General features: G+C 43.4%; 14 protein-coding genes. 9 read left to right on the forward strand and 5 right to left on the reverse strand.

Annotated features, from left to right (window positions below):
- Positions 1–82 precede the first annotated feature (82 nt).
- From CSV63_RS07480 to CSV63_RS07495, 5 genes are all read left to right on the forward strand, one after another.
- A complete protein-coding gene (locus CSV63_RS07480) occupies positions 83–898 on the forward strand; it encodes a hypothetical protein (protein ID WP_099695271.1) in 816 nt (271 codons plus the stop codon).
- A 60-nt stretch (positions 899–958) separates the two neighbouring features.
- Positions 959–1,111, forward strand: coding sequence for a hypothetical protein (locus CSV63_RS16475; protein WP_158233928.1), 153 nt, complete (start codon positions 959–961; stop codon positions 1,109–1,111).
- A 107-nt stretch (positions 1,112–1,218) separates the two neighbouring features.
- The gene (locus CSV63_RS07485; protein ID WP_099695272.1) at positions 1,219–1,437 is read left to right on the forward strand and encodes a hypothetical protein; all 219 of its coding nucleotides are present in this window, start codon (positions 1,219–1,221) and stop codon (positions 1,435–1,437) included.
- Positions 1,438–1,503: 66 nt separating this feature from the next.
- The gene (locus CSV63_RS07490; protein ID WP_099695404.1) at positions 1,504–1,890 is read left to right on the forward strand and encodes a phage holin family protein; all 387 of its coding nucleotides are present in this window, start codon (positions 1,504–1,506) and stop codon (positions 1,888–1,890) included.
- Position 1,891: 1 nt separating this feature from the next.
- Entirely contained in the window at positions 1,892–2,602 is a 711-nt protein-coding gene (locus CSV63_RS07495; RefSeq protein WP_099695273.1) for a M15 family metallopeptidase, read from the forward strand.
- 231 nt (positions 2,603–2,833) lie between these two features.
- Here CSV63_RS07495 and CSV63_RS07500 read toward each other — a convergent pair whose 3' ends face one another.
- The 5 genes from CSV63_RS07500 to CSV63_RS07520 form a co-directional block, all read right to left on the reverse strand.
- Positions 2,834–3,349, reverse strand: coding sequence for a hypothetical protein (locus CSV63_RS07500; protein ID WP_099695274.1), 516 nt, complete (start codon positions 3,347–3,349; stop codon positions 2,834–2,836).
- Positions 3,350–3,364: 15 nt separating this feature from the next.
- Complete coding sequence (locus CSV63_RS07505; protein WP_099695275.1) at positions 3,365–3,958, reverse strand: replication-relaxation family protein; 594 nt, start codon at positions 3,956–3,958, stop codon at positions 3,365–3,367.
- Positions 3,909–5,246, reverse strand: a complete 1,338-nt coding sequence (locus CSV63_RS07510; RefSeq protein ID WP_099695276.1) for an FtsK/SpoIIIE domain-containing protein — start codon at positions 5,244–5,246, stop codon at positions 3,909–3,911. The genes CSV63_RS07505 and CSV63_RS07510 overlap by 50 nt, the downstream gene beginning before the upstream one ends.
- 222 nt (positions 5,247–5,468) lie before the next feature.
- A complete protein-coding gene (locus CSV63_RS07515) occupies positions 5,469–5,663 on the reverse strand; it encodes a hypothetical protein (protein ID WP_099695277.1) in 195 nt (64 codons plus the stop codon).
- Positions 5,664–6,384: 721 nt separating this feature from the next.
- Positions 6,385–8,193 carry a helix-turn-helix domain-containing protein gene (locus CSV63_RS07520; protein ID WP_099695278.1) on the reverse strand — a complete coding sequence of 603 codons (1,809 nt, stop codon included), beginning with the start codon at positions 8,191–8,193 and terminating at the stop codon, positions 6,385–6,387.
- A gap of 272 nt (positions 8,194–8,465) precedes the next feature.
- Between CSV63_RS07520 and CSV63_RS07525 the strand changes: the two genes are divergently transcribed.
- From CSV63_RS07525 to CSV63_RS07540, 4 genes are all read left to right on the forward strand, one after another.
- Complete coding sequence (locus CSV63_RS07525) at positions 8,466–9,605, forward strand: acyl-CoA dehydrogenase (RefSeq protein WP_099695279.1); 1,140 nt, start codon at positions 8,466–8,468, stop codon at positions 9,603–9,605.
- A gap of 40 nt (positions 9,606–9,645) precedes the next feature.
- Complete coding sequence (locus CSV63_RS07530) at positions 9,646–11,613, forward strand: acetate--CoA ligase (RefSeq protein WP_099695280.1); 1,968 nt, start codon at positions 9,646–9,648, stop codon at positions 11,611–11,613.
- Between the two features lie 98 nt (positions 11,614–11,711).
- On the forward strand, positions 11,712–13,079 hold the full coding sequence (locus tag CSV63_RS07535) for an acetyl-CoA carboxylase biotin carboxylase subunit (protein ID WP_099695281.1): 1,368 nt from the start codon (positions 11,712–11,714) through the stop codon (positions 13,077–13,079).
- 18 nt (positions 13,080–13,097) lie between these two features.
- Positions 13,098–13,310, forward strand: coding sequence for an acetyl-CoA carboxylase biotin carboxyl carrier protein subunit (locus tag CSV63_RS07540; protein WP_099695282.1), 213 nt, complete (start codon positions 13,098–13,100; stop codon positions 13,308–13,310).
- Positions 13,311–13,331: the final 21 nt, after the last annotated feature.

Here is a 13,331-nt window from a genome sequence, read left to right on the forward strand (position 1 = left end):
TACGTATGGCGGAAAGCGGTTCAAGTGCTTTACGTGTGGCGCGACGTGGGACCGGTATATTAATTAATAAGGGGGTTATGATGTGCCATATTTTAAAATAAGCAATACAGGCGGCAACGGCGGCGGATCTGAACCGGCGGATTATACCGAACTAATACAAAGCGTTAGGGATAAAGGCGGAACGGTTGCGGACGGTGCTAGTTTACAAGAAATCATTATAGCGGTCGCGACTATCCCGGACTATGTAGAACCGCTAGACTTGCAGCCGATAGCGCAAGCGATACGCGACAAGGGCGGAACGGTTGCACAAGGTGATATTACGGCATTGGATTTAGTGGCCGCGATCACGACTATTCCGGAAGTGAGGCCGGGAACGGTTTACCCTATTGATCCGGCGTACAGGTTCATGTTTCCTTTACCCAAAAGCGATAACCCTAACTTTGTTATAGTAGAGTGGCCGAGCGCAAACTATGCAGAAAGGTTAGTTATTTTTTCAGGTTACGTGTCGCTAACCGATGAAAGTTCACTTGACGGATTAGGGATTTTGTTCGAAGAAGGTCCGGCGGAATATTATACCAAAGAAAGCGGCGCGTGGGAATTTTTTCAAGTTTATGGGAAAATGATATTAACTAGCGTAAGAAAAGAAAACATTCTTTTTTCAAACGTCCCTGTTATTGACCATACGACGAGGGAACTTGTCAGAGAACGTGACGACTTCTATCCTATCAATTATTTAGAACCTATCGAAACGGATTTGACAGGCGTGGAAAATCAGATTGTCGCACAAGGTGGAACAGTCACAAAATCGGGCGACAAGCCGACAGCGTCAGAAATATCCGTGGGTATAGAAACTATACCGAATGATAGGCCTTGTCCGGTTCCGCCGTTGTACCAATAACAAAAACCAGGACGCCTAAAAAGGGCGTTCTTTTTATTAAATATGAAAGGTAGTGGAAGAATGGCGAAGAATAGAAAAATGGTAGGATTTAAAAAGGGGAGATTTAATTTAAAATGTGCGGCTTATGGACATTTACAAGATATTTTCACATACGGTGGTAAACGTTTTAAGTGCGATCGTTGCGGTGCAACATGGGATGGCTACATCAATTAAACAAACAGATAAAAAAAGGAACGTCCACACGTTTATTCTTTTATTGTGAGCAAAGAAGGACAACCACTATTTATGTCGAATTAATCAAACATAAAGGGGGTAAGTCCATGAAAGTAAACATTATATACAAAGATGAAATCATCAAAGAAACAACGGTTAATAATATCACTTCTGAAAAATATTCTATGAAAAAGGGTGCAAGATGGGAAGTGAACGGCTTGGATCTCCAAGTAATTAATTTTGAAATCAATCACCCTGCTAATTACATGAATCTAAATTTCGAGGATTACGACAAGGTGATAGACATTAAAACAAGATTTAAGTGAGAGCGTCCTTCGGGGCGTTCTTTTTATTTTCTGAAAATCAAATAAAGAAAGGTGACGTTTATGCAGATGATTGATTGGTTAAACCGATTTTTAGAAACGGACAATACAAAGTTAATTTACCTGTTAGCTTTAATAATGGGGGCAAATATTATTGATTTTACACTTGGCTGGATCAATGCAAAGTTTAATAAACAAGTAGACTTTTCTTCAAGTCGTGCGATTTTCGGGATTGCGCGAAAGATGCTACTACTGATCTTATGCGTATACTTTATCCCAGTTGCTTTATTAGTGCCAGAACCAATTGGTATTAGTGCATTGTATGTATTGTACGCTGGCTATTTATTAAGCGAGATTAATTCTATTTTGAACCATCTGAAACTGACAGATGACGATAAATCTACCGATGTGTTTATTGATTTTATTAATACGGTGTTTAAAAAAGGGGGTAAGTAATATGAGTGTAACATCCACATGCCGTGACGTTTCCGAGCTATCGACAGTTGCACAGACCGCTATTAGACTATTATTCCAAGAGTTATATAAATCAGGAATCACAGATGTATTTGTAACAGAAACATATCGTAGTCAGGCCCGACAAAAATATCTATACGCACAAGGACGGACAAGGCCGGGGCAAAAGGTAACTTGGACATTAAACAGTAATCACGCAAGCCGTAGAGCGTGGGATATAGCCGTAGCACCGCCTAAAAATTTATATGACATAAACACACTTTCCAGAGTTGGCGCTATTGCTCGAAAGCTAGGCATTACCTGGGGCGGCGATTGGAAAGGTACACCGGATCGTCCACACTTTGAGATAAAGCCTACTTGGACAATTCCAACAGGATACAAACTGGAAGGACAAGTAGTTATCCCATCCAATAGCAAGTTGCGGGTACAGTTGATTGTGGAAGACAAAGATGATGTACAGCAAGTGGCGAGTGATAATAAAAAAGAGGGGGAGAATCGTGTGTGGTTAGAATTCTCAAGTCCGACATTAAAAAATGAGTTTGTAAAGTTTATGGAATCTAAAGGGCAACAGGAGATTGCGGTTAAACATGGAGTGGATCAAGGCTTTAGCGAGACATGGCTGACAAACGAAAAAGCGACTCCTGGTGATAAAGCGGTACTTGGGTTGCTTGGTATGGTTCGCGAAAAGAGATAAGAAAGTTAAACGCAACTTACTAAACGTTGTAGGTATGCAGTTTGCAATATCTTTTGTTAGCTTTAAAAAGACAATTACAAGTTAAAAAAATAATTAAAGCGACTCTATCCATAATCGGACGGAGTCGCTTTTTTTATGCTATAATGAAAATACTTCTTTCGTGAGAAGTAACACTACCGCGTGGGGTGGTAGTAAGAAGGCGCTCTTTATGGGTGCCTTTTTTATTTGCCCTCATACAGCTTTGCCTACTTCACGTAAGATGTTCAGGAATATAGGACTCATCTGCACTAGTACATATCCTAGACCGGAATTAAATATTACTTCCCAGGCTTTTTCAGAACGTCCTATCATGAAGAAGAAACATCCTCCTACCATGATGACACTAGCAATTGGGAAGCTGATAGCGACTAGTAGCTGTATTAATGGATCTAGTACATTTGCTAGCATATTTAGTGAAGCATCTCCAATAACACCCGTCTGAATAACGTCACTAGTCACGGGTAGGAGATCGCTATTCATAGGTATGGATGGTTGATTCATTAATACGTTTACAGGTTCTAGTATCGGCTCTATCGCCTGTACGGGTTCAGCGGCTATTGGTTCAGGCATAGTCCATACATAAGTAGCAAGGCTTGCAACACCTACCGTAGCGCCTACTAATGCCGCGTCTTTAATATTGTATCGGTGGCTAAAATCCGTGTATTCCGATTCCGGTACAACTTCAATCACACTTTTCTTTTTAAACATATATCTTCCTCCTCATTATTTAATATCGTTCATAGTGAATACCATGACAGCTTGCAACCCAGTGCATTCTTTCTTCAATTGATCCCTTCGGTGTTCGGTGGTGGTAAGCCATACCAAGGTTGGAAAGTGTCCTAGTTTTTCTTCCACCAATCCATTGTTCAGCAACTCGACATATCGTTTAATCTTGTTGCGATTTTCCTTCATTGTTTGCGTGGAATCCACTTCGAGAAAATGTTTCCGATCCCATGAATCTGAAAACATAGCATCCGTGATGACAGTTGAATGTCCGTCTGACACCTTCACTTCATTTTTCCAATCTTTCGGTTGACTAGAAAATAACCACATTTCATTTCGCATAACGATATGTTGGACATGACCGCCTTTTTTTCTCACCTTTTCACAATCCACATATGACCTTCCTTGTTTGGATAAATAGTAGATAGTTTGATAACCTTCGCGAATACTCATTAAGTAGTCTGATAGGTTGTGGAGGATTCTATTTGTATGTCGTACCGTTCCAAGCCGTAAACATTCATTTAATTGATCCCGCGTCATGAAATCAAACTTCTTCAAAAGTAACAATATTCTTTCGTCCCGCTCGTTCAACATGATTTTTCACCCCTTTTTTAACTGGAATGAATCGGACGGACGGTTCATTGTCGTCCACAATTGTTTCTTTCTTGTGCGAATCGATTACACTTTGGATTACTTCTGATTTAATGAAGGGAGTTTGTAATATTTCTTTTTTATCGGCCGTTTGATAGATAGCCCTTCCCTTAATCTGTGGAAGAGATTCAGCGCCTTCGCTATCTAGTACCACGCGTGAAGCCACAGCGGACTGTACACGGAACGATAGTTTTGCGTCAGAGTTCTGCTTACACTGACGCGGTATCACATCACCTGTCGGATATTGTGTAGCCAGTATTTGACGGAATCCCAATCCAGCGCCAAGCCTGGCGATCTGGCTCATCAACGTTTGACAGGCGAGTTTCATTTGTTTTTCTTCGCGCGTTACAGCTTCCGCAGGGTTCAGTTCCCCAACTTCATCCACAATGATAAAATAGCGGTCTTTCATGCCGGCTTCCTGTACGTTTTTCTTACCCATTGAACGCAGTTGTGACTGTATACTCCTCATCTTGTGGTAAGCTGCCTGTAGTGTCTGCAAAGCTTCCTCTGGCTCATATGCAATAGATACCGTCTGTTTAATATTTTCATAGTCGCACATCTCTACACCGCCTTTTAGATCGACTAGAAATAGGTTGGTGTGGTCTGGTTCACTATGAACTAAAGAGGAAATCACGCAGTTAATAAAGTTAGATTTACCGTAGCGAGTCGCGCCACCTAAAACAATGTGCGGGATTTGTTCGAAATCATGATATCTAAATGCGTTTTGGTCACGTGCTATTCCTACTGGAACTTTCCAATCTTCACCCGCTTGGAATTCAACTTGCTTAGGTAGGGGATTGTCATAAACTCGAATAATCAACAAGCCGTCAAATGACAATTCAATCTCTTTCGTTTCGCTTAATTTATTCGTCCACAATGATTTCAAGCTGTCGATGATTCCGGAATCAAATTGTAGGTCTTTTAAATCCGTCAGGGATAATTTCTGACGCCTATTATTTAATCCGTCTTCTAGTATGTGCTGCTTGTTCTGGTAATCTTCAAAACTTCTGCCAAGTGGAATTCGGTATTTATATTCCCATCCCCAATCATATTTTTTCTTTCTAATTAGTTGAGTGGTCAATGTGTCTTTTCCATCCTTTACATTTAGGCCAGATAGAGAAATAATGCGCTGGATTTTACCCGATTCATTGGAAGAAGCGCCTTGTTTTTTTGTGTAAGCTTTTAACGCAATCCCACCCATAATAGAAGTGGTTAGAATTTCAAACAACATGCCGTCATCCTTTCTTTGAAGTAAACGCCACGGGGTTATCTTACATAGTAAGAGTTGCAGTCATCGAGACGTTAAATAAAATGGTTGTGGCTTGCAACTGAAGGTTTTGTAATGTCCAGTTGTGTGGATGAAGTAGTCATCAATCTAGTCATGCATCAGGACGTAGTAATTCGGTCAACATTGAGTTATCAAAGTGCAACATTAGGACATCAACCAAGACGATCAATTGGACTTAAACAAGGTTTGTAAAGTGACGATAATCTCTTTGTACTTGTAATAAAATCTCAAGGCTTCACGGTATGTTTCGGATCGATCTGTACGCGGGATTGACTCAATTATTTTTATTAAATCGGCATGATTCTTCTCATTTAATTTGGCTGCTATTTGGGGTAGTGGTTCATTTTTCAATGTCATCATGAGCCTCCTCCTTTCTAAACTTTTTCTAACGGTTCTGATGTATCATATGGCGTTGTCAGCATAAAAATGCCTGTCCGTTTAGAAAAAGGTTAGAAGAAAATAAAAACAGCCAACCCTCTATATAGAAGGCGGCTGTTTTAGAAAACTACTCAATACTACACAAATGCTACACAAGATAGCCACAAACACTGTCATATCAATGCTTGTCCTACTTTTCTAACGTCCTCCTGGGACGTACAGTTATATAACGTTAAATTTAGAGAAATAAGCACTTTCGCTTATGATTCAATTTTACAGTACTCGGTCAATCGAGATTTTGTATAAATGAATTGTAGATGAATGTGCTTTTTCTTATGTTTAAAATATAATGCACTATAAGGATAATATAGATAATAATATATTTGACTAGGTCAAAGTTTGAGAACTGTAATATTGAATAACCTTTAAATATAACGTTTACATAAAATTCTAGTCGGTCGGTAGTTTGAATCCTTCGGGAGACGTAAAGAAATCATTAGGGTGAAATAGAATAAAAAGCGCTGTAAACTGTGGGAAGTTGACGTTTACAGCGCTTTTTATTGTGGAGGTTATGCCGCGAAAACCTTGACAATGGGATTACGCAGCAGCGGGACAATCCAGCCTATTCTCTTATGCGAAGGAACCAGGAATTTATGCAACTCAGATTTTGGATGAAAACAATGACAATGATTCGGTCCCCTTGTCATCGTTTAATATAGTGGTAAATAGTTCCCGCCAGCTGAATGTTAAATAATTGCTGGCCATCTGTCAGGTCGGTTGAAAGAATTTCTTCAATACGTTTCAGGCGATAATTTAACGTATTCGTGTGGACGTGAAGGACGACGGCGGTTCGTTTGATGTTTTGGTTTTGACGTAAATAGGTAAGTAATGTTTGCAACAACTCTCCTTTTCGGGCTCGTTCGTATTGAATGAGTGGGCCGATGACTTCGTGGACGAAATCGAGCAGCTCTTCTTCTGAATTTCGCAGGATGAAGCGCTGGATGCCGAGGTCTGTGTAGGACAGGGCACGTTCTTCGAAATGGTAGTTTTTCATGAATGAGGTGCATTTTTCAGCTTCTTTGAATGATTCGTGGGCAGCGGCGAGGTTTGGTTTCATTCTGCCGATGCCGATGGTAATGTCGAGTTCACTATATGTTTTATCGATTTCCTGCTGCAAATGCAAGGCGAGCTCTTTAATGCTGCCTGCCGGGTTTACTGCCTGCAGTTTGGCAGGGTAGGAGAATAAGGCGGCGAGCTTGTTTTGGTCGATCAGCGCGGCACCTTGCAAGTTTTTTCCTAGGAAGTTAGTATTCATCATATAGAGCAGATTGTTGATGACGTTTTCGCTGATAGCTCCGCGCTGCAATTTGTCTTTGTTTTCTATACTAACGATGACGGCGATGTAGTTGCGGTTCAAGTCAAATTGCAGATTTTTTGCCTGCTTCGTCAATGTTTCATCGATCACCTGGCCGGATAAAATTTTCGTCATGAATTCGTTTCGCAGACGTTGCTGTGTTTCGTGGACAGCTTGTTCTTTTACGAGCACGAGCGTGAGGACCGTGCAGATGTGCTCGAGCGCGTTGATTCCGACTTCTCCGATTGGATCGTTTGAGATGATGATGAGTGTGCCGAGCGGCTTTATTTTCGATTGCAACGGCAGCGCAATCAATTGATAGTTTTCAAAGCCAAATGTGATTTCAAAGACGCTGTACGGGCTGTTGAGCGACTGATCATTCTGTTTCACAAAGCGTAGCAGTTTGCTGTTCATCTCTACTGAAACAGGCGCAGGGCAGGCGGAAGCGGTCAGTTCGCCCATTTCATCAAATAAGAAAACATGCTCACCGATTGTTTTGTAAATATAGTCAATAATGGACTGGATTCCTTCCCCGTTGACGACGAGATTGGAGATGTTGCGCTGCGTTTCAATTGAGCGGGACAGCAGCTGGACGGTTTTTTTCTCTTGATGATAAATATTCGATTTTTCGAGCGCGATAGCGGCTTGCTGGGCGATCGCTTCTAACAGCTGCATATCTTCTTTCTTGAAATGAAGCGATTTATCGAATGAATCAAGCGTGATGACACCGATGCAAGTTCCTTTCAATAAAATCGGTGATGAAATGACTGAAGTGAAGTGGAAATTATTCGAAATAGATTCGTCGAGCAGCGTCCGGTTGCCAGGGGTGAGCGTATCGAGCGCTTGTTTGATTTCTTCTTCATTATGAAACACAAGCCCTTTTTCCGCTTGAAACGTCATGCCCGTCATCGATTCGCCGCTGCTTAATTCAATCGATTTAAAGATTTGCGGATAAAACAAGCCGTGCGCGGATTTGGCCACTAGGCGCTGTTTCTGTAGGTCGAAAACCCAAATTGAACCACCTCCTGCTGCATCTACTGCAGAAATTGCTTCACCAATAATTAAATCAAAAATCGTTTCGATATCTAATGAAGAGTTAATGACAGTGGAAACATGTACAAGAGATTTGAGCTGCCGGTGAGTTAACGTATCTTGCATTATCTATCATCCTAACGCTAGAGTATTTTGTGTTTTTTGTGTAAAACACACAAATTCTTTCGGAAAATTACACATAGAAAAGATTTTTTGTATTGTTTATAATTATAGGTGAATTGGAAATAAAATGAAAGCGGGTCGGTTAAAAGTACGCGGATAGATGAAAGTGAGTCGGATTAACGTGCACGGATAAATGAAAGCGTTTTCAATTTAATTGTTGGCGCAATAATTTACGGCAATGCCAGATTGTAAAAGAAGAATGGAGGGTATTGGATATGAATTTTGATTTGACGGATGAACAACAAATGGTGCGCAAGCTGGTTCGAGATTTTGCGGAAGCGGAAGTAGAGCCGGGTGCGGATGAGCGTGATCAGACAGGGGAATTCCCGAAAGAGATTTTTGAAAAGTTTTCGGAACTCGGTTTGATGGGGCTGCCTTTCCCGGAAGAGTACGGCGGTGGCGGAGCAGACACGACGAGTTTTGCTATCGTCACAGAAGAATTAAGCCGAGTCTGCGCATCGACAGGCATCACATATTCTGCGCATATTTCACTTGGCGGAGCACCGATTCATTTGTTCGGCACGCCGGAGCAGAAAAAGAAATATTTAATGCCGATTTGTACGGGTGAATCGTTCGGAGCATTCGGATTGACGGAGCCAAATGCGGGGTCGGATGCGGGCGGGACAGAAACGACAGCTGTTCTTGAAGGCGATGAATGGGTCATTAACGGTTCGAAATGTTTTATTACGAATGCAAGTTATGCGAAACATCTTGCTGTGACGGCGATTACAGACCGCTCAAAAGGAATGAATGGCATTAGCGCATTTATCGTGCCGACCGATGTACCAGGATTTACGGTCATCGCAAACTATGAAAAAATGGGACTTCATTCTTCTAACACGACGGAATTGATTTTGGAAAACGTCCGTGTGCCGAAAGAAAATCTTTTAGGCGAAATTGGAAACGGTTACAAACAGTTTTTGGCGACGCTTGACGGTGGACGGATCGGTATAGGTGCAATGGCTGTTGGCCTAGCGCAAGGAGCGTACGAGAAGGCGCTGAATTATGCCCAGGAGCGAAAGCAGTTCGGCAGAAGTATTTCGAACTTCCAAGCAATTCAGTTCAAACTTGCAGATATGGCAATGAATATCGAGCTGGCACGCAATATGGTGTATAAAGCAGCGTGGTTAAAAGATCAAGGTCGCCCGTTCAAAAAAGAAGCGGCGTTTGCAAAATTATTCGCTTCTGAAATGTGCATGCGTGTCTGTGATCAAGCAGTGCAAGTTCATGGTGGCTACGGCTATATTAAAGAATACCAAGTCGAACGTTTCTTCCGCGATGCGAAACTTTTAGAAATCGGTGAAGGTACCTCTGAAGTCCAGCGCATGGTCATTGCAAAACAAATCGGCTGCTGATTTTGAAAAGGTTTTAGTGAATTGACAAAGGGGCGATTGAATGGATATTGAACGAGTTTTACAAGTAGCGGCGAATAGTAAACTTATTTATCCTAGTGAAGAAAAGGCGCGCTCGACTTCGATTGGTAGCGCAGAAGCTTTCCAAGAACTTCTCCGGCAGTCTCAGGAAAATCCTGCTGCATTTTGGGATCAGCAAGCCCGTGAGCTCGAATGGTATGAACCATGGACAGAGACGATCAGTGGCAAACTCCCTGATTTCAAGTTTTTCGTGGATGGCATTACGAATCCTAGCATCAACTTACTAGACCGGCATATACATAACGGTGCCGGTAACCGGACAGCGCTCATTTGGGAAGGTGAAAACGGCGATTCGAAGTTTTACACGTATTCGATGCTCCTTGCAGAAGTGAACCGTTTTTCTAATGTGCTTCGATCGTTCGGTGTGAAAAAAGGCGATTGTGTCGCGATTTATCTTCCGAATTTGGCGGAAGCCGTCATAGCAGTGCTCGCGTGTTTCCGTGTCGGGGCAATTTACAACGCAGTCTTCTCGGGCTATTCTGAGCGTTCCTTGTCCGATCGGTTGACAAGCTTTGAACCGAAAGTCATCGTCACAGCGGATGCGACAATGCGCCGCGGCAAAGAAATTCGCTTGAAAGAAAAAGTTGATCAAGTCGCGCCGTCTACTTCTTCAGTCGAAGCGGTCATCGTCGTCAATCGCATGGGCATTGATATCGACATGCAGGAAGGTCGCGATTACTGGTGGCATGAGCTGACGGAAAAAGCAAGTATCCATTGCGAACCGGAGCGCCTTGAAGCGAATGAAAGTGGGATCGTTTTCTATACGAGCGGCACGACGGGAAAGCCGAAAGGGATCGTGCATTCAGGTACGGCATTCGTCGTGCAGAACTATGTCTATGCGAAATACCATCTCGACCATCGCGATGACGACGTATTTTGGTGCACGGCGGATATCGGCTGGCTGACGATGCATATTTGGGGTATCGTCGGAGCCCTTGCAAACGGCGTTACGACAGTCATTTGCGAAGGAGCGATCGATTATCCTGAGAAAACACGTTTTTATCAAATCATTGAAAAATACCGTGTCAATAAATTATTTACCGCTCCGACAGCGCTACGCATGTTGAAAAGCATGGGTCAGGAGCCAATCGAGCAGTTTGACTTATCATGCCTTGACGTGATCGCACTCGTCGGCGAGCCATTCGATGCGGAGACGTGGCACTGGACGTATGAAGTGCTAGGCAAGAAAAAAGTCTATATTAACAACACGTGGGGGCAGACCGAAACGGCCGGCTCGCCGATTGCAGGAGCAGCATGGCTGACGCCGATGAAACCCGGGTCTTCGGGCACGCAGTTTTTAGGCGCAGTATTCGATGTCGTCAATGAAGCCGGCGAACCCGTAAAAGCCGGGCAGCTTGGCAACTTGATCATTAAAAAGCCATTCCCGATGCTATGCAGGACGATTTGGAGAGAGCCGGAACGTTACTACGGTTCATACTACAGCCAAGTTGACGGTAGCTACTATGCTAGCGATCTAGCACTGATCGACGAAGACGGCTATATTTGGGTAGTTGGCCGTTCCGACGATGCGTTCAACGTCGCAGGCCACCGTTTGAGTACGATGGAAATGGAAAGCGCTGTGCTCGAATGTGCAGGCGTGGCGGAATGCGCGGTCATTGGCGTGCCAGATGAAATTAAAGGAGAAGTGCCTATCGTTTTCGTCCGACTTTCGGAAAATGTAACGGACGGGGAGGAAGTCGCAGAGCGGATTAAAGAAAACATCATCCGCCAGATCGGAAAAATCGCCCAGCCGAAAGAAATCATTATAACGGACTCTCTACCTAAAACGGTGAGTGGAAAAATTATGCGTCGCCTGATTAAAGAAATCGTTACGACAGGCAGTGTCGCAGGTGATGTGACGGGGCTTGAAGATCCGTCGACAGTTGCGGAACTTCAGAGCGTCATAGAAGCGAAAACTGTGAACAAATAAATGAACAGTGGAGCCGGTCTTTTTACAGCCGGCCCCTCTATTTCAAAATTGATGCGCACGAATGCTTGATTACATGATTAATTGAAAGGGTGGATATTATGTTTAATAAGATTTTGATTGCGAACCGCGGGGAAATAGCTGCTCGTGTCATGCGCACATGCAGAACGCTCGGTATTAAAACAGTTGGTGTCTATTCGGAAGCGGATGCGGAAGCTGTCCACGTCAAGCATGCGGATGAAGCATATTTGCTCGGCGGACCGCGCGTAACGGAAAGTTATATGAAAATCGATAAAATTTTAGAAGCGGCGCATCAGTCGAAAGCAGAAGCGATCCACCCAGGGTATGGTCTACTTTCTGAAAACGCCGAATTTGCACGTCGCTGCGAAGAAGAGGGATTCGTGTTCATCGGGCCGTCGCCTGAAGTCATTTCTGAAATGGGCAGCAAAATTGCAGCGCGCAAGGCGATGGAAAAAGCCGGTGTCCCAGTTGTGCCGGGTATCACTCGTGCGCTTGCAGACGCGGAAGAAGCAATTGAAGCGGCAGAAACTATCGGCTATCCCGTTATGCTGAAGGCGTCTGCAGGCGGCGGTGGAATCGGTATGCAAGTCGTCTACCGCGCGGACGAAATTCACAAAGCGTTCGAAGGCAATCAAAAACGAGCGACTGATTTCTTCGGTGACGGCGCGATGTATATTGAAAAATTCGTGGAGAATCCGCGCCATATCGAAATTCAGATCTTAGCGGACAATAGTGGAAATACAGTGTACTTATGGGAGCGTGAGTGCTCAATCCAGCGTCGCCACCAAAAAGTCGTAGAAGAGGCGCCGTCTTCATTCATTTCAGAAGAGACAAGAAGAAAAATGGGCGAAGCAGCGGTTAAAGCAGCGAAGTCTATTGGCTATAGAAATGCTGGCACGATCGAATTTTTAGTCGACGTAGACCAAAACTTCTACTTTCTCGAAATGAATACACGGCTGCAAGTTGAGCACCCGATTACGGAAGAAATTACAGGGCTCGACTTAGTGAAAGAGCAGCTTGATATCGCAGCGGGAAAAACACTTACATTTGCGCAGGAAGACGTCAAACGCGACGGACATGCAATTGAAGTACGTATTTACGCTGAAGATCCGAAAACATTTTTCCCTTCACCGGGGACCATCACAAAACTTAAGTTGCCAGAAGGACCGGGCATCCGCCACGAATTGGCCGTCCACGGCGAGTCGATCGTCACACCATTTTATGACCCGATGATTGCAAAACTCGTCGTCAAAGGTAAAGACCGAGACGAAGCGATCGACCGCCTGCAGGAAGCGCTTTCGAACTACCATATCGAAGGCATCAAGACGAATATTCCGATGCTTCAGGAAATAGCAGCACATGAAGCATTCCGTATTGGGGATACGACAACGGAATTCGTGGAAAAATATTTGACGAAGAAAAAGAAAAAACAAAAACAAACGAAATGACTTTTTGGGGGGATTACTATGACAGAGATTACTGCAAGCATGGCAGGAAGCGTTTGGAAAGTACTCGTAAAAGCAGGAGACGAAGTAGAAGAAGATCAAGACATCGTCATCTTGGAATCGATGAAAATGGAAATACCGATTGCAACTGATTTTGACGGTGTTGTAAAAGTTGTAAAAGTGAACGAAGGCGAATTCGTCAACGAAGGAGACGTCATCGCAGTCATTGAATAATTCCTGTAGAAGGAGATGAAA

The sequence above is a fragment of the Sporosarcina sp. P34 genome (genome assembly GCF_002743375.1).
Lineage (GTDB): Bacteria > Bacillota > Bacilli > Bacillales_A > Planococcaceae > Sporosarcina.

What these genes read in the sequence shown, in the direction of transcription:
- CSV63_RS16475 (WP_158233928.1), top strand. Translation starts at nt 959, where the DNA reads ATGGCGAAGAATAGAAAAATGGTAGGATTTAAAAAGGGGAGATTTAAT.
- CSV63_RS07500 (WP_099695274.1), bottom strand. Translation starts at nt 3,349, where the DNA reads ATGTTTAAAAAGAAAAGTGTGATTGAAGTTGTACCGGAATCGGAATAC.
- CSV63_RS07485 (WP_099695272.1), top strand. Translation starts at nt 1,219, where the DNA reads ATGAAAGTAAACATTATATACAAAGATGAAATCATCAAAGAAACAACG.
- CSV63_RS07515 (WP_099695277.1), bottom strand. Translation starts at nt 5,663, where the DNA reads ATGATGACATTGAAAAATGAACCACTACCCCAAATAGCAGCCAAATTA.
- CSV63_RS07490 (WP_099695404.1), top strand. Translation starts at nt 1,504, where the DNA reads ATGATTGATTGGTTAAACCGATTTTTAGAAACGGACAATACAAAGTTA.
- CSV63_RS07530 (WP_099695280.1), top strand. Translation starts at nt 9,646, where the DNA reads ATGGATATTGAACGAGTTTTACAAGTAGCGGCGAATAGTAAACTTATT.
- CSV63_RS07495 (WP_099695273.1), top strand. Translation starts at nt 1,892, where the DNA reads ATGAGTGTAACATCCACATGCCGTGACGTTTCCGAGCTATCGACAGTT.
- CSV63_RS07525 (WP_099695279.1), top strand. Translation starts at nt 8,466, where the DNA reads ATGAATTTTGATTTGACGGATGAACAACAAATGGTGCGCAAGCTGGTT.
- CSV63_RS07505 (WP_099695275.1), bottom strand. Translation starts at nt 3,958, where the DNA reads ATGTTGAACGAGCGGGACGAAAGAATATTGTTACTTTTGAAGAAGTTT.
- CSV63_RS07520 (WP_099695278.1), bottom strand. Translation starts at nt 8,193, where the DNA reads ATGCAAGATACGTTAACTCACCGGCAGCTCAAATCTCTTGTACATGTT.
- CSV63_RS07540 (WP_099695282.1), top strand. Translation starts at nt 13,098, where the DNA reads ATGACAGAGATTACTGCAAGCATGGCAGGAAGCGTTTGGAAAGTACTC.
- CSV63_RS07535 (WP_099695281.1), top strand. Translation starts at nt 11,712, where the DNA reads ATGTTTAATAAGATTTTGATTGCGAACCGCGGGGAAATAGCTGCTCGT.
- CSV63_RS07510 (WP_099695276.1), bottom strand. Translation starts at nt 5,246, where the DNA reads ATGTTGTTTGAAATTCTAACCACTTCTATTATGGGTGGGATTGCGTTA.